Origin of the sequence: Sphingobacterium multivorum, assembly GCF_039511225.1 — a bacterium.
Classification (GTDB): domain Bacteria; phylum Bacteroidota; class Bacteroidia; order Sphingobacteriales; family Sphingobacteriaceae; genus Sphingobacterium.
The window spans coordinates 3,391,854-3,413,527 of sequence record NZ_CP154261.1 but is presented as its reverse complement, the minus strand read 5'-3'; the positions used below and the strand labels follow the sequence as shown (position 1 = coordinate 3,413,527).

Annotated in this window: 20 protein-coding genes and 3 tRNA genes; 7 read left to right on the top strand and 16 right to left on the bottom strand. The window is 43.6% G+C overall.

The genetic code is table 11. From position 1 onward, the window contains the following. Positions 1 to 75: 75 nt before the first annotated feature. Together AAH582_RS14270 and AAH582_RS14265 are read right to left on the bottom strand one after the other, a co-directional pair. Entirely contained in the window at positions 76 to 987 is a 912-nt protein-coding gene (locus AAH582_RS14270; protein ID WP_343318162.1) for a helix-turn-helix domain-containing protein, read from the bottom strand. Between the two features lie 64 nt (positions 988 to 1,051). Then, positions 1,052 to 1,855: an SDR family oxidoreductase gene (locus tag AAH582_RS14265; RefSeq protein ID WP_343318160.1), complete on the bottom strand. Its 804-nt coding sequence runs from the start codon at positions 1,853 to 1,855 to the stop codon at positions 1,052 to 1,054. A gap of 424 nt (positions 1,856 to 2,279) precedes the next feature. Here AAH582_RS14265 and AAH582_RS14260 point away from each other — a divergent pair, with 424 nt between their 5' ends. Beyond that, entirely contained in the window at positions 2,280 to 2,855 is a 576-nt protein-coding gene (locus tag AAH582_RS14260) for a Crp/Fnr family transcriptional regulator (RefSeq protein ID WP_343318159.1), read from the top strand. 63 nt (positions 2,856 to 2,918) lie between these two features. Then, entirely contained in the window at positions 2,919 to 3,926 is a 1,008-nt protein-coding gene (locus AAH582_RS14255) for an NAD-dependent epimerase/dehydratase family protein (protein WP_343318158.1), read from the top strand. Between the two features lie 159 nt (positions 3,927 to 4,085). On the opposite strand, the gene AAH582_RS14250 is transcribed toward AAH582_RS14255, so the two are convergent. From AAH582_RS14250 to AAH582_RS14240, 3 genes are all read right to left on the bottom strand, one after another. Continuing rightward, complete coding sequence (locus AAH582_RS14250) at positions 4,086 to 6,218, bottom strand: ATP-binding protein (protein ID WP_343318157.1); 2,133 nt, start codon at positions 6,216 to 6,218, stop codon at positions 4,086 to 4,088. 145 nt (positions 6,219 to 6,363) lie between these two features. Further along, positions 6,364 to 8,691 carry a GAF domain-containing protein gene (locus AAH582_RS14245; protein ID WP_343318155.1) on the bottom strand — a complete coding sequence of 776 codons (2,328 nt, stop codon included), beginning with the start codon at positions 8,689 to 8,691 and terminating at the stop codon, positions 6,364 to 6,366. Between the two features lie 170 nt (positions 8,692 to 8,861). Next, entirely contained in the window at positions 8,862 to 10,667 is a 1,806-nt protein-coding gene (locus tag AAH582_RS14240) for an IPT/TIG domain-containing protein (protein ID WP_343318153.1), read from the bottom strand. A 418-nt stretch (positions 10,668 to 11,085) separates the two neighbouring features. Between AAH582_RS14240 and AAH582_RS14235 the strand changes: the two genes are divergently transcribed. Further along, positions 11,086 to 11,847 carry a helix-turn-helix transcriptional regulator gene (locus AAH582_RS14235; protein ID WP_197083976.1) on the top strand — a complete coding sequence of 254 codons (762 nt, stop codon included), beginning with the start codon at positions 11,086 to 11,088 and terminating at the stop codon, positions 11,845 to 11,847. A 22-nt stretch (positions 11,848 to 11,869) separates the two neighbouring features. Next, a complete protein-coding gene (locus AAH582_RS14230; protein WP_046672471.1) occupies positions 11,870 to 12,490 on the top strand; it encodes a hypothetical protein in 621 nt (206 codons plus the stop codon). 27 nt (positions 12,491 to 12,517) lie between these two features. Here the strand turns inward: AAH582_RS14230 and AAH582_RS14225 are convergent, their stop codons facing one another. Beyond that, the gene (locus AAH582_RS14225) at positions 12,518 to 12,832 is read right to left on the bottom strand and encodes a serine hydrolase (RefSeq protein WP_343322363.1); all 315 of its coding nucleotides are present in this window, start codon (positions 12,830 to 12,832) and stop codon (positions 12,518 to 12,520) included. 107 nt (positions 12,833 to 12,939) lie between these two features. On the opposite strand from AAH582_RS14225, the gene AAH582_RS14220 reads away from it, so the two are divergent. The 3 genes from AAH582_RS14220 (at position 12,940) to AAH582_RS14210 (ending at position 14,476) form a co-directional block, all read left to right on the top strand. Next, positions 12,940 to 13,269, top strand: a complete 330-nt coding sequence (locus AAH582_RS14220) for an ArsR/SmtB family transcription factor (protein ID WP_343318150.1) — start codon at positions 12,940 to 12,942, stop codon at positions 13,267 to 13,269. A gap of 79 nt (positions 13,270 to 13,348) precedes the next feature. Further along, the gene (locus AAH582_RS14215; protein ID WP_343318148.1) at positions 13,349 to 13,822 is read left to right on the top strand and encodes a DUF6428 family protein; all 474 of its coding nucleotides are present in this window, start codon (positions 13,349 to 13,351) and stop codon (positions 13,820 to 13,822) included. Between the two features lie 15 nt (positions 13,823 to 13,837). Then, complete coding sequence (locus AAH582_RS14210; RefSeq protein WP_430459022.1) at positions 13,838 to 14,476, top strand: low molecular weight phosphatase family protein; 639 nt, start codon at positions 13,838 to 13,840, stop codon at positions 14,474 to 14,476. Positions 14,477 to 14,549: 73 nt separating this feature from the next. Here the strand turns inward: AAH582_RS14210 and AAH582_RS14205 are convergent, their stop codons facing one another. From AAH582_RS14205 to gap, 10 genes are all read right to left on the bottom strand, one after another. Further along, positions 14,550 to 15,458 (bottom strand): SMP-30/gluconolactonase/LRE family protein, encoded by a 909-nt coding sequence (locus AAH582_RS14205; RefSeq protein ID WP_343318146.1) that lies wholly within the window; start codon positions 15,456 to 15,458, stop codon positions 14,550 to 14,552. A gap of 102 nt (positions 15,459 to 15,560) precedes the next feature. Further along, complete coding sequence (locus AAH582_RS14200; protein ID WP_343318145.1) at positions 15,561 to 16,961, bottom strand: TolC family protein; 1,401 nt, start codon at positions 16,959 to 16,961, stop codon at positions 15,561 to 15,563. A 1-nt stretch (position 16,962) separates the two neighbouring features. After that, complete coding sequence (locus AAH582_RS14195) at positions 16,963 to 18,120, bottom strand: HlyD family secretion protein (protein ID WP_343318143.1); 1,158 nt, start codon at positions 18,118 to 18,120, stop codon at positions 16,963 to 16,965. Positions 18,121 to 18,159: 39 nt separating this feature from the next. Next, positions 18,160 to 18,534 carry a DUF3302 domain-containing protein gene (locus tag AAH582_RS14190; protein ID WP_343318141.1) on the bottom strand — a complete coding sequence of 125 codons (375 nt, stop codon included), beginning with the start codon at positions 18,532 to 18,534 and terminating at the stop codon, positions 18,160 to 18,162. A gap of 73 nt (positions 18,535 to 18,607) precedes the next feature. Further along, on the bottom strand, positions 18,608 to 19,258 hold the full coding sequence (locus AAH582_RS14185; protein ID WP_343318139.1) for a hypothetical protein: 651 nt from the start codon (positions 19,256 to 19,258) through the stop codon (positions 18,608 to 18,610). Between the two features lie 103 nt (positions 19,259 to 19,361). Further along, complete coding sequence (locus AAH582_RS14180; protein ID WP_343318138.1) at positions 19,362 to 19,973, bottom strand: Crp/Fnr family transcriptional regulator; 612 nt, start codon at positions 19,971 to 19,973, stop codon at positions 19,362 to 19,364. Positions 19,974 to 20,209: 236 nt separating this feature from the next. Continuing rightward, positions 20,210 to 20,294, bottom strand: a tRNA-Leu gene (locus AAH582_RS14175). Between the two features lie 5 nt (positions 20,295 to 20,299). After that, a tRNA-Gly gene (locus AAH582_RS14170) sits at positions 20,300 to 20,372 on the bottom strand. A 53-nt stretch (positions 20,373 to 20,425) separates the two neighbouring features. Continuing rightward, positions 20,426 to 20,498, bottom strand: a tRNA-Phe gene (locus tag AAH582_RS14165). A 175-nt stretch (positions 20,499 to 20,673) separates the two neighbouring features. Beyond that, a complete protein-coding gene (gene gap, locus AAH582_RS14160) occupies positions 20,674 to 21,672 on the bottom strand; it encodes a type I glyceraldehyde-3-phosphate dehydrogenase (RefSeq protein ID WP_046672467.1) in 999 nt (332 codons plus the stop codon). Between the last annotated feature and the right edge of the window lie 2 nt (positions 21,673 to 21,674).

The window sequence follows — 21,674 nt, the reverse complement described above, 5'->3', positions numbered from 1 at the left end:
CCGAACGGGATAAATCTGCGACAAAAGTAAAGCTATATTAAAAAAGAAAAGTCATTTAAAGGCAATTAAACGGGATCAATTAAACGATTGCCTGAATACTAGCGGTGAAACATTGGTTTTTTTCTTAAACAGTTTGTTGAACGATTGTGGATGTTCAAAACCGAGTTTGTAGGCAATCTCTGCCACGGAAAGGCTTGTCGCCGTGAGCTTTTCCTTGGCTTCTTCAATTAACTTGTCGTGGATGTGCTGCTGTGTGTTTTTACCGGTAACGGAACGGAGTAAATCGCTTAAATAACGAGCCGATACATGGAGGCTTTCTGCCAAATACTCTACCGTCGGAAGTCCTTGTTTTAAGGTTTCCTCGCTGTCGAAATAATCATCGAGTAATTTTTCCAATTGAGTTAGCAAGGCATGGTTAACGGCTTTCCGGGTAATGAATTGACGCTCATAGAACCGGTTGCTGTATTGCAAGAGCATGTCAATTTGCGACAGAATAATTCCTTGGGTATGTTTGTCGATATGCTGATATTCCTGTTCGATTTTAAGAAAAATTTCTATAATGTCTTTTTCTTCGCGTTCGGAGAGATGTAATGCTTCGTTTAGCGCATACGAAAAGAAATTGTAGTTTTTTATTTTGGTGGCCAGGGGGTGGGTATACAAAAAATCGGGGTGAAATAGCAGCATGTAACCTTTTCCGCATTCGGCATTCATCTTTCTGATTTCAGCAATCGTTAACGATTGGATCTGCTTGGGCGCAATGAAATTCATTGTTCCTTTGTCGAAATCATAATAGTGTTGTCCGTACTTTAATGTTGCAGTAACGTCTTTTTTAAGCGAAATACTGTAGAAATTCACGCAGAACTGCTCCCAGATGTCGCTTTCAGCAGGTTTTATTCCAGCGACATCAATTACACTGACGAGCGGATGTAAAGGGGCCGGCAAGGACAATTGCCGGTGAAATTCGGATATGGAATTGATCGTATGCATCCTGTTTCTATTTCACAAATTTACAAAAAACAACTGCCTTAGCGGCAGTTGCTTATTTAAAAAATCAGGCGCCAAATTGTTTTGCGATTTCTTGCCTGAACGCTTCTTTTCCGATTTGTAGTCGTCTTTCATAGAGTGCATGTGCGTCGTCGCCTGCCAGATAACGTACTTGATCTTTCTTGTCCGTTGCGGCTTCATACACCACTTGGGCAATCTGCTCTGCCGTGGATGCATTTTGCATCATCAGACCCATTTGTTCGAACAGTTTGTCTTCAATGTCCTGATAATCGGAAGTTCGGTTCATATCCAAAGAGCGACCTGCAAAATCTGTCGCTATTCCGCCCGGAGCAACTGTTTTGATGGCTATTCCAAATTGTTTCAATTCAAAGGACATGCTTTCGCTCCAGCCCTCCAAAGCGAATTTTGTCGCATGATACATGGAATGTAGCGGGAATCCCATAAAGCCACCAATGGATGTGGTCGAAATAAATAAACCACCTTTCTTCGCTCTAAAATAAGGGATAAATGCTTGTGTAACGCGCAGTACGCCCAACAGATTGGTGTTGATTTGGCGAAGTATTTTTTCGTCGCTTAAGGTTTCAAAGGCACCCATTAACCCATAACCTGCATTATTGAAAACGACATCAATGTTGCTTAAAGAGATGGCTTTTTCTACAGTTTCTTTGATTTGGGCGGGATCGCTTACATCTAATTTTAAGAGCGTTATGTTTTCGATCTCGGTAAGTTCGGTTTCATTTTCGGGATTTCGCATGGTTGCGATCACATTCCAACCTGCCTGTTGAAAGAGTTTGGCCGTCGCTTTTCCCAATCCGGAAGAAGCTCCTGTAATGAAAATTGTCTTTTGCATTGTGTTATTGTTTGATTCCATATAACAAATGTCTAAAGAAAGCATAGGGTACCTGTTGCCAAATTGAGCTTGATTGTAGCCAAAATGACGAAAGCGAGGTGTGTAGACAAATCATCGACTTTGGTACGATTATTTGGTGATATTCGTTATAAAAATGATGCGATGTTACGCTGATTTTTACGTAATGAGTGTACTTTTTAGCGTATCCGTTTTGGCGAGGCTATTGACAAATTGGGTCAGCTGAAACGGTGGATAGGATGAGCGGTTTATATAAAACAAAATTTATTTACTAATTTTATTAGTATTCAGGTCGTTTTTAGTATATTTGTTAGGTGAATGAGGGATTCCCAGCGATGCAACACTTAGACAAGAATATGCCTAATGAACGTATGAGAAAGCTTGGGGGCCAATTAAAACAGATATAATGCACACAAAGTTTATTCAGCTGATCAAACAACACAGTCCGTTATCGGAATCCGAGATTGAACTGTGTAAATCTTATATGGAGCCCGTGCGCTATGCCAAACATCAGCTCATTGAAGAGGAGGGAAAGGTACCGGCTTACCTGTATTTTGTGGTGTCGGGTTTTGTTCGCCTGTTCCATTATAATGATAAGGGCGACGAGCTGACGACACATATCAACTGCCCACCGGGATTTATCTGCTCTTACCAGCATTTCAACCACCAGACCTGCACGGAAGAAAACCTGGAAAGTATCACCGACAGTGAACTGCTGCGCATCAGCAAGGCAAACCTCGATCTGCTGACAAGGCAATTGCCTTCATTTAAGGATTTTAGTGTGTATGTGTTTCAGCAGTCCTTGACCTATAATGAGAAGAGAGCAAAAGAGCTTGCCACGCTTACGGCCGAAAAACGTTACCTCAAACTCATGGCCGAGCAGCCGGAATTGCTGTACAACGTGCCCATGCAATATATCGCTTCTTTCCTTGGTATGAACCCCAAAAGTTTGAGCCGCATCCGCAAACAGATCATTAGGTAACATTTGTGAACTGATTTTGAATGGCCAAAGCAGAACTTTGTGCTATCATTTAAAATCAAACACATGACAACAAAAAAATTGGTATTGGTGTCGGGTGCAAATGGGCACCTGGGAAATAACCTGGTCAGACTACTGTTAGCAAAGGGTTTTCGGGTACGTGCTTCGGTCCGGAATCTTGGCAACTGCGCCGCGCTGGAAGGTTTGCCCTGCGATCTCGTGGCGGCAGATATCACCGATAAGGTCTCTTTCGTCAAGGCGCTGCAGGGCGTGGATACGTTCTATGCCGTGGGCGCAGCTTTTAAGCTATGGGCCCGCGATCCACAAAAGGAAATCTACGACGTCAATATGCAGGGTACCCGCAATACCATCGAAGCTGCGGCGGAGGCAGGTGTCAAAAAAATCATCTATGTAAGCTCCATTGCTGCACTGGATTATACGCATACGCCCACAAAGGAGAGCAATGGCTACAACCCCGACCGGAGGGACGCCTATTACAATTCCAAAAACGATGGCGAAAAGCTGGCCTTTAAACTGGCCGCCGAACTGGGCATCGAGCTGGTGTCGGTCATGCCCGGTGCCATGATCGGAAGCGAAGCCGCTCTGCCCCTCAACGTTTCCTACGATGTGCTGCGCCTTATTCTGACCAAGCAGATTCCCGTAGATACCGGTATAGCCCTCAACTGGGTGGACGTCAAAGATGTCGCCGAAGGCTGTTATCTCGCCGCCCTGCACGGAAAAGCAGGCGAACGTTATATTTTAGCCAATGAAAAGTGCATGACGATAACCGATACGACCAAATTGGCACAAAAGTTATATCCCGAATTAGGGCTCAAGATTCCGGCAGCTGTTCCCAAAATGTTGCTCTATGGAGTAGCAGGGCTTATGGAGCTCGCGGGGCGGCTGAAAGGTACGGCGCCAACGATTACCCGCAAAGATATTGCGATGTTTTCGGGGCTGCAGCAGGATTTTGATATCAGCAAAGCACGCACGGAACTGGGCTTTAATCCCAAAAGCAGCGAAGAGGCGGTACGTGAGGCATTGGCCTACCTGATGGAACATCGCCTGCTTTGAAGCCGGCCGAGGCCAAGGACGCTTGATGTACTGGCTTATCAGGCGGAACATCGAATGGTTTAAAGCGGACTTAGCCCTTGTTTTAAGCCGAAGTAAACGTATATCCGATGTGATATCGAATTGCTTAAATCTGGATAAAACCTTGACTCGGGCCTTTGTTTAAAGGCTTCCATCAGGATGCGATTCGGCAAGCGGTATGGTAAACCAGAAATTGCTGCCTTGGCCGGGACTGCTGTCCACACCGATCTCACCGCCATGGCGCTTGACAATTTCTGCCGAGATATACAGCCCCAGTCCAAGTCCCGAGTACTTTTTGCCATCGGGATAGACCCTGTAATAGCGCTCGAAGATCTGCTGCTGTAGCTCAGCTGGAATGCCTTCGCCATAATCCCTTACATGGATCTTGACAGATCGGGGGAGCTGCTCGATACGCACGTCAATGGTATGCGAAGCCGGTGCATATTTGATGGCATTGTTGATCAGGTTCGAAACCACCTGTTCGATGCGCTGTTCGTCGGCATGGAGTGTGGCCTCGAGGTCGCCATCCAGGTTGAGCTGATGCTTGCCGATCATATTGATGTCGCGAAAGCAGGATCGGATCATCTTGGCTGCCGCAAAGGTTGTGGTATTCAATTCGAGCTGCCCCAGGCTGATACGGTGCATATTCAATAGGTCATCTACCAGTGCGGTTATTTTTTTGATACTGGCGCCCGACATGTCAATCAGTTTGCCAATGGTAGCATCGGCCGATTTGTCTTTCAGCATCTCCAGCATCTGTATCGTTCCCCGAAGGCTGGTAATGGGGGTTTTGAGCTCGTGGCTGGCGATACTCAGAAAGTCCTCTTTCTGCGCCTCGTAATTTTTGCGGGTGGTTACGTCCACCGTTACCCCGATCAGGTCGATTGGGGTGCCTTCGGCATCATAGTGGGTCAGTCCCGAGGAATTAATCCAATGAAGCGAACCATCAGGCCAGCGGGTCATATATTCGGCTTGGTAGGTGATCTTTTTGGCAATGGCTTCCTCCACTTTTTGCTGCACCATCATCCGGTGCTCGGGGATAATGGCCTGAATGAAGTCTTCAAATTCAAAGGTTTCGTTTGGCGGCAGGCCAAAATGGCTTTTACAGGTAGCCGAAGCCTGGTTTTTCCAGTTTTGGATATCCAGATGATAGGTGCCCAGTTCGCCGGCTTTAAGCGCCATTTCCAGCTCCTGGTTGAGCCCTTCCAGATGTTTTTTCTGCCGGATACGCTCGGTCACCTCGTTGGCGATCACAATAATGGATTCTGTGTTTCCGTCTTCGCCTTTGACCGGTTCGTAAACAAAATCAAAATAATGGGTGCTTAATTGCCCATCCTCCTCGAATTCCACAGGAGCGGTGTCTCCGATATAGGTCTGGCCACTGGTGAACACATGGTCGAGCAGGTCAAAATAAGGCTGGCCTTCGAGCTCGGGCAGCGCTTTAGCGATGGGATAGCCTAAAATGGCCGCCGTTTTTCCCCAGATGTTGAGCACCTTATCATTGGCTACCTCGATCGTCATTTCGCGGCCCGTCAGAATAGCAAAGGCAATGGGCGCTTTGGTGATAAAGGATTTCAGCCGCTGCTCGTTTTTCTTGAGGTTTTTGTTGAGGAGCAGGGTCACATCATACGATTTGTATAGCATGCTGTTGGTCTGGGTAAGCTGCGCATTGGCGGCTTCCAGCTCGCTATTGAGATCGAGCAGCCGCTGCTGCATATTGGCCAGATGGGTATTGACGGCGGCAACCTCTTCGATCTTCGCTAGCGCTGATTGGCGCAAAGCGACCTGATCCATAGCTGTTTGGGCAAAGGAGGCGAGCTTGTCCCGTTCGGCTTGGCCAAACTCCCGGGGCTGATGATCGGTAATGCTGAATGTGCCGATCAGAAAGCCATCGGCTGTCATAAGCGGAGCACCTGCATAGAATCGAATGGCATGGCTGTCGATCCAGCTGCGATCGCCGGTCCAGGCTTTTTCGCGTAATAGATCTTCAATCACCATCACCTGTTGATGTTCAATCGTACTGGAAAATAAACTGTTAGCGCGGTTGAGAGGCTCTGCTTGGTCGATGCCTATGCTGGATTTGACAAAGATACGATCTGCACCGACAAAGGTGAGGAGCAATGCTGGCACCTGAAAAACCTGTGCAGCTAGCTGTAGCAGACCATCAAAAATACGTTCGGAAGGGCTATCGATAATGTCGTAGCGTGCTAATGCCGCCAGCCTATCCATTTCCCTACGGTTTACAGCAGCTTCGTTGAATACGTTTTCTATCATATGGCCCGATCAATCTTTTTCTGTAAAGATAACCCAATCTAGGCGAAATTGCTATTGCCATGCAATAATTTTTCCTTATAAAATAAAAAAAAGCGACCGTTGACGTTTCGATAATTGAATCTGTCCGAAATGATTGTTACTGTTTTTATTGTTCCTGAAATTGAAAACCCACGCGGATCGCTTTCAGGCCGACGAGGCCCTGGAGATCTTCCACCTCAAACTGTTCGATGTTGTCGTCCAGTAATCCTTTGTGCTGTAGTAGGTTGATGTAACCCAGGTACTCTGTCTCTTCATGTACATTGGAGTAGACAATAACCAATTTGCCTTTTTGGGTAATACGTTCCGTCGAGCCTTTGATCTTGGCTTTGTCGATCCGTTTCTTGGCAATTTCATAACGCACATTGTAGGAGCCATCAATATCGAATTGCTTCTCGTCCATACGAAAGCGGATGGAAATGGGGGTGGCAAACACCAATATCAGCGAGGTTACTTCGAGCAGGTGGGGCAGCGAGGGTTGCAGCTGTCTAAATTCCTGTTCCATGGCACACATCACCTGCAGTTGCCATAGGCGTAAATTGCGCAGATAATACAGCTCAAAATTCCGGTCCGGAGCAATGGATGCACCGATATACATATTGTGCTCGATACCATCTGTCTTGTAGCGCTCGTAGTAATGTGGAAAGTACTGTTGGGCTTCCACCTGTTTTTCGTCGAGGATGGCCACCAGCTTTTTATTGATCAGCGTGATGGAGTTGTCATAATCCTGGCGGGCCTCATAAAAACCGCCGATGGACAGGTTGATCCGCTCAAAATAGCGGTCTATGGCCTCAGTGGCGAGGCTATTTTTGTTGTTTTTCCTGAAATTCTCGAGAATAGGGTGAATATCCTGATTAAAATAATCGAGCATGAGCTGTTCCGTATCGGTCAGCAGCCCATGTTGCAGCGTCGCCAGATTTCGTTCCAGATCGAATATTTTCTGCTCAAATAGGGGTAATTGCTGCGTTTGGTTGACCGCAGTGAACAGCGCGATCAGGTCCATGCTCTGATTGATCAGATCCTGCCGGATCGCCTGATTGCGGGATTCGGAGGAGCCCTGTACGTCGATTTGTCCATAGAGCGGATACACCTGGTCGAAGACAATTTCCTGGAGGGCATAGTCTTTCCCAAAGGCGCGGTCGTTGAGGAAGTGGATGGCTTCTTCCTGAAACCGCCATTTGACACTCGGATGGATTGACGTATATTCCTTTTGGATCACCGCTTCGATCTGGTTTTCAGTTTCAGAAAATGCTTTGGAGACTTTATCCTTTATAAAGGGCAAGATGAAGTTGAGCTTGTTGGCATTGACCGAATTGAGTTCACGTACCTTGGAGGAAGACATTTCCAGTAAACCAAGCACTTTGTCGCCTTCGATCAGGGGCACAAAAATAAAGCTCTTTACATTTTGCTGCTTCAGCTTATCGATAAAAAAGGCCTGTTTTGGATCAGCAATCGGCAGCTTGTCAATATCCGGTACAACAAGGTATTCGTCCTTGGTGAGCATGCGTTCCAGCGTCTCACTGCAGAGCATGCTTTCACATTCCTCGATGGTCGAATCGTAAAGCAGATGGCTGTACAGTTGTTTTTCGACAATCCGTAAGTTGTATTCGTCCCTGACTTTTTCAAAGGAGGTGAGTCCGATCCGCAGATCATTTATTTTATAAATCGACCTGAAGATGCTTTCTATTTCCGTCATTTGGATCGCACTTTTCTCGCGCAGCAGATTACTCTTGAAGCTGGATACCGCATTTTCAATGGTGGCATCGAAGAGCGTCATAATGGAAAAGCCCTTCAGGATCCAGCTCTGCTCGGGGAATTTGGACTTCCATAGGGCAATATCCGAAAAGTTGTCGACCAGTTCGGTAATATCTTCTGCCGAAAGGTCGATAGCCTGTTCTGTCGGAAGGACATCGATAAAATCGGCATTGAAGAGGACGCGGTAATGATGGATGATGTTATTCTTGTCTGGAATATCCAAAAAGAGGGGGGCATCCATAGCATCCACCTTAAAGCCATAATACTGACTGATGATGACGCAGCAATTGAGGATATAATACGTATCGGGCGAAATATCGCGCAGACTAAATTCATAGTGATCGCCGGCGTCCTGTAATATTTTTTCCAGTCTAGCGGTGTGGTTGAACGTATAGAGGTGGAAGGGAATGGTAATGGCCTTGATCTCATTGTGCGTCAGTGAGCTTGGAAACAGATCTGCCAGCAGCACCTTGATGATAGGCTCGTAGCGCAGCAGGTCTTCGGCTTTTTCGACGCCCTCGATAAGTTCGGGGTATTTGCTGATTTCTTCCAGCAGCGATCGGGCGTAAGTAGCCTGAAAGCCAACCGGCGATAGAGCCGCTGCTTCAAAGGATGGTATAATCTTATGAAAAGCGATCAGGGTTTTAAACGGACTGGAATCAAAGGCGAAATTAAACTGCATAATGGTTGTTCCCGACTAAATTAGATTATTGCTGGAAGATGTACAAAAATATAAAATAATCGGCGAAAAGAAAATCCAAAGCGCAAGGCTAAAAACGTTGTGCTTTGGATTTCGGGCAGATGGGTACAATGAATAATTCGTATTTAAATGGCGTCCGTTTAAATCATATACTATTTAAATTGGATTTTTCGGATGGAACCGTCATCGGATGCGACGTAAAGCATATTGTCTTTATCGACTGCAATGGCATTAACGCCATTGAACTGCGCTGCTTTGCCGATACCATCTTTGCTGCTGTTGGTCGGGTTGTTGCCGCCGGCGATGGTGGTGACCACACCATAGGTGTTGACAACCCGGATGCTATAATTGTGGTTGGTATAGTCGTTATCGCAGACAACAATATACTGATCCGACCAGAGCGCTATTCCCATCGGACTGCCAAACAGCACAGCTGTGCCCTGTCCATCCTGTGCGGGGATATGGTTTTTATTATTGGCCCCGGCGAGAAGGTAAAGCCCATTTTGATCTTTTTTCCAGATGCGTTTGCCAGCGCCATCAGCAAGATAAAAGGTGTTCGCGTTTTTCATTTTTGTCATCCCCAGTATAGTGGCGGATTGCTGATAGGTGGGGTCGACGCTCAAAAAGTCCATATTATACAACCAGCCCATAATATTATCGCCAGCGATGCGGTTGACCACATATTGCTGCTCAGGGAAATTATTGGCATACAACATCGTCTCGCCATCAGCCAGAAGGGCAATCGGACGCATACCTGTATTTAAGCGACGTCCTTCTAAATTGAGGTCTTTACTACCGGCCCAAAGTTCTGTTTGCTTTGGCAGATTAGGCGTAAAACGGAATATGCCTGGTGTCACTTCTTTACTTTTCCCTGCCACATATATCTTTCCATCATTACCCAAGGTAATGGCCCAGGGATCCGTGATGATGAGTGGTGCGTCGTTGGCATCGATTCGGCCGTCGCCGTTGATGTCTTTTTCAGGTGGTCCCAGCGGCTGGTAGATGACGGCATGCCCGCTTGCATCGTAGGAAAGCGTGCGGTAGTTGGACGGGTCGGTGAAGTAGAGCGTATTGTTGTTGTCGATAGCGATGCCCTGAATATTCTGGCATCCCAAAGCCGCTATGCCGTTAACCGTAGTAACCGTGGGTAATAAAACCGGTATGGGCGATACGCTGCTCACTGTTTTATTGTTTACCATGACCGTGAGCATTCCCGTCGTGGCCTCGGCAGGAATGGTGATCACGAGCTTATTTTTTGAAGCCTCGTTCACCAGGGCATTTTTGCCATTGAGTGTAACCAGGTTCTGTTCGGGTTTGTCGCCGAAATTTTGACCTAAGATCGTTAAGGTGCCTCCCGGGATGCAGGGGGCTACTTTGGCGAGCGCTTGGTTGTCAAGAGCCAGCATGCTACCATAGTTAATAAAGGACGATAAGGCAAATACAGCAAATGTACTGTTACTGCTGATGGGATTACTGAAGAGCTGTACCCCATTTAGATAGACCATACCATTGACGACCTGAACGGTGATGGTTTTGCCGCTTAGGGTGGTCAGTTTCTTGTCGGGCGTAAAATCGCTCAATGAAAAGCGGCCCTTGACAATATAGTCCTTGATGGAAGAGCCATCCTTAAAATCGGATCCATTGGTTCCATTTGCTGCTCTTAACCGGGGTAGATCTTGACTGCCCTCAGTAGCAGATGGCAGGTTATGCTTTGCTACAGACACATCAGCAAGGACCCGTTCACTCAGGGTAAAGACCGTAATGCCCTGATTAAGCTCTTCCTCAGCAAGCGACGCGCTCTTCAGATCGGCGGTAAAAGATTTCAGTGAATCTATTCCTGTCAGCACATCCTCGAGTTTCGATTTAGTACTTTGTTCCGGTGGATTGTCTTTATCCTTATGGCAGGCTTGGATACCCAAAACAATGAATATTCCAAAAAAAATAACGAATCTATTCATGGTATATGTTTTAAATGTAGATCTTTTGTCTGATTGGAAACAGTCGGGTTTTGATGGCTTCATGTGAACTGGTGTTAATGGCTTCATGTGAAGTAGGCGATGATGATAGTTAAAATTACCAGTACTGATTTATTGTTGAAATACCCACTAGTGGGTATTTGTGCGCGCTTGAATAGTTCATTACAGGGATAGAAAGGTCTCTTGTTCAGTATCTTCGTTGGGGTGCAGCAAATCCAATGATCATGAGGGAGCTGGTTAGTTGGTCAAGAATGGATTCGTGTATAGCTTATTGGGTAGGCTTTCGGTCTTACGTGTTGCTTTTCTGTTTAACTGTAAGATGTTCAGTGCGTTGTGTTGGAAAAGTAATTTTGTGGGTATTGTAAATAATGGTTAAATTTAAGAAAGTCAATGTTGGCCTATGGAACGTCTTTTCAGATCAGAGAGCCTAGCCATGTATTACGATGAAGATCGTGATATTTTCATGGGTAAATGGGACAACTGCAATGTGGCGGAAAAGCTCATCGCAGGAATCAAGGAGTACAAAGGTATTTTTGAGAAAATAGTACCCGAAAAGGTAATCTGGGATCTCTCTTCGATGAGTTATACAATTCCGCCGGAACTGCAAAACTGGATTCTTGATTTCCTGGATATACCGGCCTGCAGACACGGGATAGACTATAAGGTCGCGCATATCTTAAGCCCGGATATTTACGCGAGCATCAGCGTGATGAACATGTACGTGGATGGGAAAACGACCTTTAGACCCCATTTCTTTTCGCATGAAAATACTGCGCTGGACTGGGTCAACTTAACGACCAAAGGCCCTGTTTCTGATACGGAAATCCTGCCGCCTTTACTGAAAGTGGAGTCTTTGCTTAACGAGAATAAGGGTCGGATTACCCTCGATGTGGACAGTGCGGAGGTTCCGGAATATCTGCTCGATATTCTTAAAGTGATCAAAAACCGACGTTTTTTCTCCGCGGGAATCCGCAATTATATGCAGCTTACCGCAAGGGAGAAAGTGATCCTAACGCTGATCCTACAGGGAAAGCCCAATAAAATTATCGCGGATATCCTGAGCATCTCCTGTGAAACCGTGAAAACCCATCGGCGCAATCTGCTTCGAAAACTGCAGTGCAAGAACATGAACGAACTGATGCGCTTTCAGATATTTTTGTAATTCAATCGATACGACTTATCAAATGAAAAATCGAACCAAAAACCTATTGTTGCTTTTTCTGATCTTTTTTACTTCGGTTACCGTTCATGCGCAAGTTGGACGGACAAGCAGCAATGATACGATTAAACTAAAATCTACTGTACCATTTGACGAGGAATTTGCAAAACTTGCGCTATCCGAAGGCAAGAGCACAATTAAGGGTAGGGTAAGCCTTACGCTTCCGCCTGCAGACGGTGCAAAAACATTTTATGGCAGCAACCTAATCGTATACCTCTTTCCGGTCACCCCATATTTATTGGACTTCCTGGAGCTCAGGAAGCAAGAGGATCCCAAAAGATTAAAATTTGCTTTTCTGAGTCCCACTTCCTGGAAATACCGGTTGGAGGCGACATCCAATGGACAGGGGGAATTTGCATTTTATCATATGAAACCTGGGAAATATTATCTTGAAGTCTATTTTCCATGGCAGTACACGGGATCTGACAACAAGTATGTCGGTTCGGAGGGGAATACAGATTACTATGAAAAGGAGTATTTTTCCAATAAATATGAACAAATGCTGAGCAAGATGGTGGAGATCAAAAAAGACGGTGCTACGGAGAAAGCAAAGCTGCACAAATTTGTTGTTGGAAGGCGGCGCTAGCCATTTGCTGATCCAATGAAAGACACTTCACGTTGAAGGGGACTTGGAGCCTGTGCATTTGTATATTCCGCTTAAACGACGGTAAAATTGTTGAACATTGGGATGTGCACTGTCCTGACCGCTACTATCGTTAACTAGGATGACAATAGCGGTTTTCTTTTCAGGATAGAGGTAGCATAGCGCAGTGAAGCCACAACCATCGTGCCCCGTGTGCATAAGATAAGAGAGACCATTTTCCTCCTTACCCATCATCCAGCCCGATCCCATGCGCATACCATCGGGTCTTGTAAACGTAGTATTATGGCTTAGTGCGAGGGCAGCATTTTTGGCCTTTAAGCGTATGCCACGTTGGGTAGGTACAAGCAGTAGGGTAGGCTACAATAAATAGGATGCTGAAATTTGGATTGATAAAATTAATATCGTAATATTGCGATGTATTAACGGTAGACATGGGAATTACAAAAACAGAAATTTACACCGACGAACAGAATAAACTGGCTTCGTTCCTAAAGGTCTTAGCACATCCGGCACGGATAGCCATTCTTCAGTACATCATAAACCAAAAAGCTTGTATCTGTAATGATTTGGTGGAGGAATTGGGATTGGCACAGGCGACTATATCGCAGCACCTGAAGGAACTTAAACATATAGGCATCATTCAAGGTACCATAGAAGGAAAATCAGTCTGTTACTGCATCGAGGAAAATGTATGGAAACACACCCAAGGTATACTGAATGCTTTCTTTAACCAGGATGTAAAAGTAAAAGGATGCTGTTAATGCATTTTTTTGGGAATACGTATCGTAATATTGCGATACATCATTAATAAATAGCGCGTTCATTTTAAATTGAATTATCATGAGATTATCAGAAATAAAAGAAATCCTTCCAACTTTAACGAATGTTGAGTTTCAATTGGAAAACGGCAATTTTGTCCCGGAGCATTTCCATGTGACCGAGGTCGGTCAAATCACTAAGAACTTTATCGATTGTGGTGGCGTTATCCGCAACGAGAAGGTAGTCAACTTTCAATTGTGGAATGCGGACGATTATGAGCACCGTCTCAAACCCGCAAAGCTGCTCCATATCATCAAGCTTTCTGAGGAAAAACTAGGCCTAGAAGATGCTGATATCGAAGTGGAATACCAAAGCGATACCATCGGTAAGTACGATCTTGATTTTAATGGGAAAACGTTTATACTGAAAAATAAAACGACTGCTTGTCTGGCGCAGGATGCCTGTGGCATACCATCGGAAAAAACGAAGTTGAACTTGGCGCAGCTACCGATCGCGCAACCCTCATGCTGTACACCTGGATCAGGATGTTGTTAAATTGTTGAGCATCGCATGATATACCCTAAATTAGCAAATACCATTGAGCAGCTCAATTGGACGCGATTGGATAACGAAGATAGCATCACTGTTTTACAACCTTTGATCCTTGCTATTCAGCAGAAGGTTGATCAATTGGAGGCCGTAAACCTCAATTTCATCTGTACCCATAATTCAAGGCGCAGCCACTTGTCCCAGGTTTGGGCACAGGTGGCAAGTGCATATTTTAATATCCCGAATGTATATTGCTATTCGGGCGGTACGGAAGAAACAGCCCTATTTCCTAAAGTAGCGGAAACATTGGCTGGGCAGGGTTTTCGTATCTTTACGGTTTCGGAGACGCGCAACCCCGTATATGCTATAAAATATGATGACAATGCGCTTCCTGTAATTGGTTTTTCAAAAAAATACGATAGCCCCTTTAATCCGGTATCGCAATTTATCGCCATTATGACCTGTTCGCAGGCCGATGGGGCATGTCCTTTCATAGCAGGTGCCGATAAAAGGTTTCCGGTCACTTTTGAGGATCCCAAAATTGCTGATCATACACCCGACCAGATCAGAATATATGCCGAGCGAAGCCTTGAAATTGCAAGGAGCATGTTTTACGTTTTTTCAAAAATCAAACGATGTGATTGCATAAACAAAAGATAGGGAAGTGTGGATTGGCAATTTGCTATTCAATATTTTAGAGGTTTATGAATATTGGTATCAACCACTAAACTCGTTAGTTTACGCCTTTTGTTTTCATCGGAATGCGGTATATCGCCGTTGAGGCGGTTATAAATAGATCGCTGCGATCTTTGCCACCAAAACAGACATTGGATGTCCATGGTTCATTTACCTCGATATGTCCGATCAGCAGGCCTGTTGGACTATAGATAAAAACGCCTTTGCCTGTGAGATAAATATTTCCTTTATCGTCCAAAGTCATCCCATCGGATCCCTGGTCGATAAGCGCCATCTGTCCGCTGAGCTTACCATCAGATTCAATGTTAAATCGATAGGTTTTATTCCGTTCGATATCGGCGACATAGAGGTATCTTCCATCGGCCGACCCTACAATGCCGTTCGGTTTGGTGACATCTTCGGCTACTACGATCGGTTTTTTTCCTTTTCCTGGTGGGAGGTAGTATACGTTCTGCCCTGTGATTTCTGGCTTTTTCCTCGTCCAATAATCGCGCAGATAAAAGGGGTCTGTAAAGTAGATGCCACCTTTCTTGTCTGCCCAAAGGTCATTTGGACCATTCAGTTTTTTTCCATCAACAGCTGAGAGCAGGACGGTAACCTGACCATCTGTGCCAATGGACCAGATTTCGTTCCTTTCGTCGGCACAGGCCAGGAGCTGACCCTGATGGTTAAAGTACAGCCCATTTGCGCGGCCTGCAGCATCTTTAAAAAGCGTAAGTTGCCCTTTGGTGCTATACTTCCAGATTTTGTTGTTGGGCTGGTCGGTAAAATAGATGTCTCCGTACTTATCCACTGCCGGTCCCTCGGTAAAGGCAAACTGCCGGGCTATTAACTGCAGGCTGTCCTGATGAAACAATTGCGCGCTGACGTCTAAACCCTTTAAGGAGAAGAGCACGGACAGTAGGAGTGTCGGCCAATGCCGGCGAGAATGAGCTGAATGGTACATATTGTCTAATTTATCAATTTTCGGACAATAAATAATTGAAGGGCTACTAAAAAAAGTGTAAAAGCGACGGCGATAATAAGTTTTATATATGCCTTTTTGTGTCTAAAAATTGGCAAGTCCGTTTGCTCCCAATGCCATGTAAAGGTTAATCCTTTCAATGCGTTGTTGGAGATGGAGATCGATATTGTTCATTTCCCTTTTTACCAGTTCTCTTTGTTTTTGGAGTAGCGTGAAACTATTGCTGCTACCAACATTGATCTGTTTTCTTGTCAAATTTATATTTTTCTCCAACGAAGAAATGACCTGTTGCTGGAAAACCTCTTGCTTCTCGATCGAACCTAAATTTGCTAATGCGGATTCAACTTCATTGAATGCTAACAAGACCGATTTTGCATACTCTTCAACGGCTTGTTTTTGTTGTGAGGTTTTTATGTCCACATTCTTTTTTAGTTTCCCCCCGTTAAAAATAGGGGTTGTTAAACCACCACCGACTTTTATCAATGGATTGGAAAAAAGATTGCTGATCCCCTCAACATTGGTTGCTGCAGCTCCAAAACCAGCACCGATGTTTATAGCGGGCAGTCGTGCTGCTTTTGCTTCGTGAATTTCATAGAAACTGGATTCTATTTGAAATTGCTGGGCCATAATATCGGCTCTCTTTTCCAAAACATTGAGCGGAAAATTTGTCGGGATATCCTTTTGTAAAGCCGAAAATTTAGCATATACTTTTATCAAACCCTCGGGGTATTTTCCACACAGCATTTCTAAACTTCTTCTCGATTGCGAATTCGCATTTTTGATTTTCTCAAGGTAAGAGTTCAGGAGAATAGACTCGCTTTCTATATTGGACAAATCGATGGCGTTTGCCGTTCCAACCTTATTCTGAACAGTTAAAATCTTTTTTAAGTCCTCGGTTTTCGTAATATACTCACTGATCTTTTGTTCCTGGTACTGGCCCGCAATATTGAGGTAATATGCCTTAGCAATCATCCCCGCAACGGACTGTTCTAGCATTTTTTGCTGAAATGTCGCCGAAAAGTATTGGCTTACACTCGCCATTTCCGCAGATTTGTTTTTTCCCCAGAGGTCAAGCTCCCAGTTGGCTTTTAATTGCAACTTTCCGATGTGACTTCCACTGACAAGATTGTTACCTGTATTTGCTAATGCATTAACACTTGGATAAAGGCTACTTCCAGCAATATCCATCGCTAATTCAACTTGGTTCAGCTTTTCTTTGGAAATGATTACATCTGCATTATGGGCAAGCCCATCTTTGATTAACGCTTCCAGTTCAGGAGTGAGTAGTTCATTCATCCACGCATAGGAAAAAGCGGGTTGATTTTCGCCTTTTTCCTGAATCCATTTGTCTGATATTTCAACATTCGCCTTTATTGCGCTTGTGTTTTTTAATTCTTCAATCTTCTCAGGTGTTGCATTTTTGTAGCCGATACATGAAGTCAAATTGAATAAGAATAGCGCTCCCATGCTTATTTTCTTTACCATGTTAATGCAGTTTTGGAATTAAGTAATTGATCTTGCTGCTCACCCGAACCATCACTTTTCGGATAAGATGCAAAGGCTTGATATGGTCGGAATAAATGACAGCCGTTCCTCTTGCACCGACTGTTAAAGGTTGCTCATTTTCGTCCAATACAAATTTGGCAATGAGTTTTCCATCGATTTCTGGAACTTGTCGCGCTGTTTCCGGAATTCCCGCAGTTGTGGCATTACCCCCAAGCATTCCACCGGCATTGTTCATAATACCCTGGCTAGTTGCATCCACCACGTATTCCAATTTGGCCTTGACTACTTTCCCGGGCGCCGTTTTTAAAGCAAGCTCGACCTCATTTCCATTTTTTACAGTTTCCAGCTCATTTTGAGAGAAGAAGGCTATAATAGATTGTTGTTTTTGAATTAGCACAAAAGCAGATTTAAAAGGTGCCATCATTGCCCCTTCATTCAGCTGTACATTCGGAATCAGGCCATCGGTAGGTGCTAAAACCACTGTTTGGGAAAGGTTCCATTTTGCCTGATCCAATTTAGCTCTTAGTTCCGCAATAGATGAATTTTCGCCATTATGTGTTGACTGATATTTGGCTTCTAAAGATGATTTTTGTGCTTGAGCTGCACTAATTCGGGATTGCAGATCCTGCGAAGTTGCGACAGCTTGTTCCAGGTCAAATTTGTTGGCAGCACCAGCTGCTACAAGTTCCTGATATTGCTTTATTCTTTTATTGCTCAGATCAAGTTGGGATTGTAAACTCAACATATTTTTGCGGGAAGCATCGATATCCGAATTATAGGAGGAAACGGTCGATTTCATATTACTCAGTTGGGCTTCCAGCGATTTTATTTCCTGCTCGTAAGGTACAGGATCTATCGTAAATAGTGTATCTCCTTTTTTTACCTCCTGATTTGTTTTCACGTATACTTTCTTAACTTTTCCCAAGGTTTGGGTAGTTATATCGACACTTCGATTGGCTACCTTTACATCCGATGTAATTGGACAAAAATAGTTGAGACTCAATATCAGTGCAATAGACCCAAAAATAGGTAAAGAGTATACAACAACTTGCGTATTGAAATTCCAAGGGATTAGTTTTAGTTTTTTGATGAGAAGCCAGCAAATACCAGCATATATTCCTATTAATAATTCTAACATAATTTTTTTTTCTTGATGATTCTGTATTTCTTATAGAATTTATTTCTTTTCCTCTATAGGTAAGCTTTCTTCAACTGAAGAAGAGTCTGATTCTCCTAAATCTGGAGCATGAGCTTTAACTTTTCTGTAGTCGTAGTTTGCCCATATCAACGCAATTGGCCAAAGAAGACCTCCGAATATCAATGAAAGTAAACACATACTTTTTATGGCACTTAGCTGGGGATGGTTTTTCTTCTCCGCTATTTTTTCAGGATAAATGTGCACTTTCCAAAATAGAAAAATTCCAGCAATTGGTAAGATAAATATGATAAGCCATGATGCGACATCTGCGATTGTGTCTTCTGCACCGCCAGTAGCGGCATGGGAAACGCTGCACAAAAGCAATAAGCAAATTGTTGCAAATATTTTTTGCATAATACGATAAATTTGGTGATAAAAATCTCGGCAATATCAATGAAGATAAAGCCGAGAATCATGAAAACATGATTTAAAACGAGACTTTAGTTCCATATTCTTCGCGAAGCACATTTCGCATATGATCAACATTTTCATGGTAAACTGTAGTTTGCTGCGGGCTTAAGACTTTGTCAAATGCTTTGTCCGTTTTCTTTAGTGCTTTATGAAGCCTACGTCTTGCATTTTTTTTACCCCGTTTATTATTGGCAGAAAAGTATATGTCTAGATCTTCTCTTACATTTTTTACTACTGTTTGATTGATGTCAAAAATTGGATCGAGCTGATCTTGGGTTAAATCCAACATTTTAGCCATGACAATAGTTCTAAAAGTAGCTGCTCTTATTATTTTGTTTTCCTTAAAGAGTTGAAATTGTACCGGTGATAGAATTTCCTGTACAGCTAGGTTCCTTTGTTTTAAGATTTCTGTAAAACCTTCGATGTTCTCCGCAGCGCCTGTATGTTGAGCAATGCTATTTTGGCGTAGATTTTCTACAGCATTGGCTGCTTGAAGGTTTATTTGATAAACCTGTTCAGCTTGCGTTGTTGTCATATTTAAAAATGACATTTCTTGAGTGATGTACAGTCCAACCTTTTCCGCTTCTTGAGATTGGGCAAGTACCACATTCGTTTCTAAAAGTACGAATAAGCTTAAGACACTAATTCTTACAATAAATTTGTTCATTTTGTTTTCGTTTTAAATCATACTATCTGTACAAATTGCTGTTTTACAGCTTTTTTGACGAAACAAAATTAGAACGAATACAGGCTAAAAAAGTATTCTTAAGTTAGTTTTTTGGTGGCCGTTTTTTTTGTAAGCGGGCTGTTAATCTGGACAAAGAATTTGGTGTAATGCCCAAGAAATTAGCGATATGCTTACGATTTGTGTTTCTGGTGATATACGAACGGTTTTCTAAGAAAACTTCATAACGGGCACTCGGAGAATCAGCGCATAGCTGCTCGGTACGGATGCGTAAGTTATCAATTATAATTTTTAAGGATTTGACATAGAATTGGAAAATCCCTTTATGTTGAAAGGCCAAATCTTCAAACAGTTCCTTCGGAAATAGTAGTAACTGGGTGTCCACAACTGCTTCGATGGTGTATTTTGTTTCCCGTTGGTCAGCATAATATTCCGGGATACTGGCAATAAAGGCATAATCTGCTTCCGAGGAGAAGAAAACATTGTTTTCAGTGCCATCATCCGAATAGAAATACCAACGTAATAGACCCGTTGTGAGCACAAAGACGGAATCAAAACGGTCATCCGTTTCCACAAGTTTTGTCTTTTTGGGCAGGAATAGCGGTTTGCATATTTTGGATAATTCGAGACGCTCTTCATGGCTCAACTGCTGAAGGGATTCCAAATGTTTTAATATTTCCGACTGGCTTAACATCATTGTAATGTATAAGCTCAAATTTAATAAAAATCTGGTCAGTTTTGTTTGAAAATTTTGCTATACTCAAGGTAGGTCATTTCGAACCCAACTTATCTCGGGATAGATAAAATTACCATTTATATGCCTATATCTATAGTTGACTGATCGAACCCGATAATGATCCGGTATTAACAATTTGGTTCAGCGGATTTTATGGTATAAAACAAGAAAAGCCCATCGTTAGATGAGCTTTCTTGTACCTAGGGCGGGAATCGAACCCGCACTCCCTTAACGGGAACAGGATTTTAAGTCCTGCGTGTCTACCAGTTCCACCACCTAGGCAGGTGAGCGAAAAACGAGATTCGAACTCGCGACCCCAACCTTGGCAAGGTTGTGCTCTACCAGCTGAGCTATTTTCGCATTGGAATTATTATTCTTTCAATCTGTCAGAACCTTGCGTTCTTCCTTTTCGGTGGTGCCAGCTGGATTCGAACCAGCGACACAAGGATTTTCAGTCCTTTGCTCTACCAACTGAGCTATGGCACCTTTTCAATTGAGCTGTCTGCCTTATTGATGATGCAAATATAGACGGATTATTTGAATTACGAAAGCCAAAAGCGCTTTTTTTTGCGTTTAAACGCCAACCTGCTGATTTTTAAGGAAAAAAAATAAGGGGCTATTCGCGTGGAATAGCCCCTTTATTGGATATTGGTCGGGTTGATTACGATAATTTACCAACTTCTAATACCAAGTCAACGATTTTGTTTGAATATCCCCATTCGTTGTCATACCAAGAGACAACTTTAACGAAGTTATCATTCAATGAAATTCCTGCTTTTGCATCGAAGATTGATGTACGAGCGTCACCTAAGAAATCTGAAGAAACAACTTCGTCTTCTGTATAACCTAGGATACCTTTCAATTCGCCTTCAGAAGCTTCTTTCATCGCAGTTTTGATTTCTTCGTATGAAGCACCTTTGTTCAAACGTACTGTTAAGTCAACAACTGAAACGTCTGCTGTAGGAACGCGCAATGACATACCTGTCAATTTACCTTTCAATTCAGGAAGAACCAAACCTACTGCTTTAGCAGCACCTGTCGATGAAGGGATGATGTTTTGGTATGCACCACGACCACCTCTCCAGTCTTTTACTGAAGGACCGTCTACCGTTTTTTGTGTTGCTGTAACGGCGTGTACTGTTGTCATCAAACCTTCAACGATACCAAATTTGTCGTTTAATACTTTAGCGATAGGCGCTAAACAGTTTGTTGTACATGAAGCGTTTGAAACGATGTGTTGATCAGCTTTCAATTCTTTGTGGTTTACACCCATAACGAAAGTAGGAGTATCGTCTTTCGCTGGAGCAGACATCACCACTTTTTTAGCACCTGCATCGATGTGTTTTTGAGCCAACTCTTGTGTCAAGAAGAAACCTGTCGATTCGATGATTACTTCAGCACCTACTTCATTCCATTTTAAGTTTGCCGGATCTTTCTCAGCTGTAACACGGATCGTTTTTCCGTTTACAATCAAATTACCGTCTTTTACTTCTACAGAACCGTCAAATTTGCCATGTGTTGAATCATATTTCAACATATAAGCCATATAATCTGGTTCAACTAAGTCATTGATACCAACAATTTCAATTTCTGGACGATTGATAGCCGCTCTGAATGCTAAACGACCAATACGGCCAAATCCGTTAATTCCAATTTTCATAT

What these genes read in the sequence shown, in the direction of transcription:
- AAH582_RS14180 (WP_343318138.1), bottom strand. Translation starts at nt 19,973, where the DNA reads ATGATGTTAAGCCAGTCGGAAATATTAAAACATTTGGAATCCCTTCAG.
- AAH582_RS14205 (WP_343318146.1), bottom strand. Translation starts at nt 15,458, where the DNA reads ATGTACCATTCAGCTCATTCTCGCCGGCATTGGCCGACACTCCTACTG.
- AAH582_RS14240 (WP_343318153.1), bottom strand. Translation starts at nt 10,667, where the DNA reads ATGAATAGATTCGTTATTTTTTTTGGAATATTCATTGTTTTGGGTATC.
- AAH582_RS14200 (WP_343318145.1), bottom strand. Translation starts at nt 16,961, where the DNA reads ATGGTAAAGAAAATAAGCATGGGAGCGCTATTCTTATTCAATTTGACT.
- AAH582_RS14210 (WP_430459022.1), top strand. Translation starts at nt 13,838, where the DNA reads ATGATATACCCTAAATTAGCAAATACCATTGAGCAGCTCAATTGGACG.
- gap (WP_046672467.1), bottom strand. Translation starts at nt 21,672, where the DNA reads ATGAAAATTGGAATTAACGGATTTGGCCGTATTGGTCGTTTAGCATTC.
- AAH582_RS14235 (WP_197083976.1), top strand. Translation starts at nt 11,086, where the DNA reads ATGGAACGTCTTTTCAGATCAGAGAGCCTAGCCATGTATTACGATGAA.
- AAH582_RS14270 (WP_343318162.1), bottom strand. Translation starts at nt 987, where the DNA reads ATGCATACGATCAATTCCATATCCGAATTTCACCGGCAATTGTCCTTG.
- AAH582_RS14265 (WP_343318160.1), bottom strand. Translation starts at nt 1,855, where the DNA reads ATGCAAAAGACAATTTTCATTACAGGAGCTTCTTCCGGATTGGGAAAA.
- AAH582_RS14185 (WP_343318139.1), bottom strand. Translation starts at nt 19,258, where the DNA reads ATGAACAAATTTATTGTAAGAATTAGTGTCTTAAGCTTATTCGTACTT.
- AAH582_RS14255 (WP_343318158.1), top strand. Translation starts at nt 2,919, where the DNA reads ATGACAACAAAAAAATTGGTATTGGTGTCGGGTGCAAATGGGCACCTG.
- AAH582_RS14250 (WP_343318157.1), bottom strand. Translation starts at nt 6,218, where the DNA reads ATGATAGAAAACGTATTCAACGAAGCTGCTGTAAACCGTAGGGAAATG.
- AAH582_RS14230 (WP_046672471.1), top strand. Translation starts at nt 11,870, where the DNA reads ATGAAAAATCGAACCAAAAACCTATTGTTGCTTTTTCTGATCTTTTTT.
- AAH582_RS14195 (WP_343318143.1), bottom strand. Translation starts at nt 18,120, where the DNA reads ATGTTAGAATTATTAATAGGAATATATGCTGGTATTTGCTGGCTTCTC.
- AAH582_RS14260 (WP_343318159.1), top strand. Translation starts at nt 2,280, where the DNA reads ATGCACACAAAGTTTATTCAGCTGATCAAACAACACAGTCCGTTATCG.
- AAH582_RS14190 (WP_343318141.1), bottom strand. Translation starts at nt 18,534, where the DNA reads ATGCAAAAAATATTTGCAACAATTTGCTTATTGCTTTTGTGCAGCGTT.
- AAH582_RS14220 (WP_343318150.1), top strand. Translation starts at nt 12,940, where the DNA reads ATGGGAATTACAAAAACAGAAATTTACACCGACGAACAGAATAAACTG.
- AAH582_RS14215 (WP_343318148.1), top strand. Translation starts at nt 13,349, where the DNA reads ATGAGATTATCAGAAATAAAAGAAATCCTTCCAACTTTAACGAATGTT.
- AAH582_RS14245 (WP_343318155.1), bottom strand. Translation starts at nt 8,691, where the DNA reads ATGCAGTTTAATTTCGCCTTTGATTCCAGTCCGTTTAAAACCCTGATC.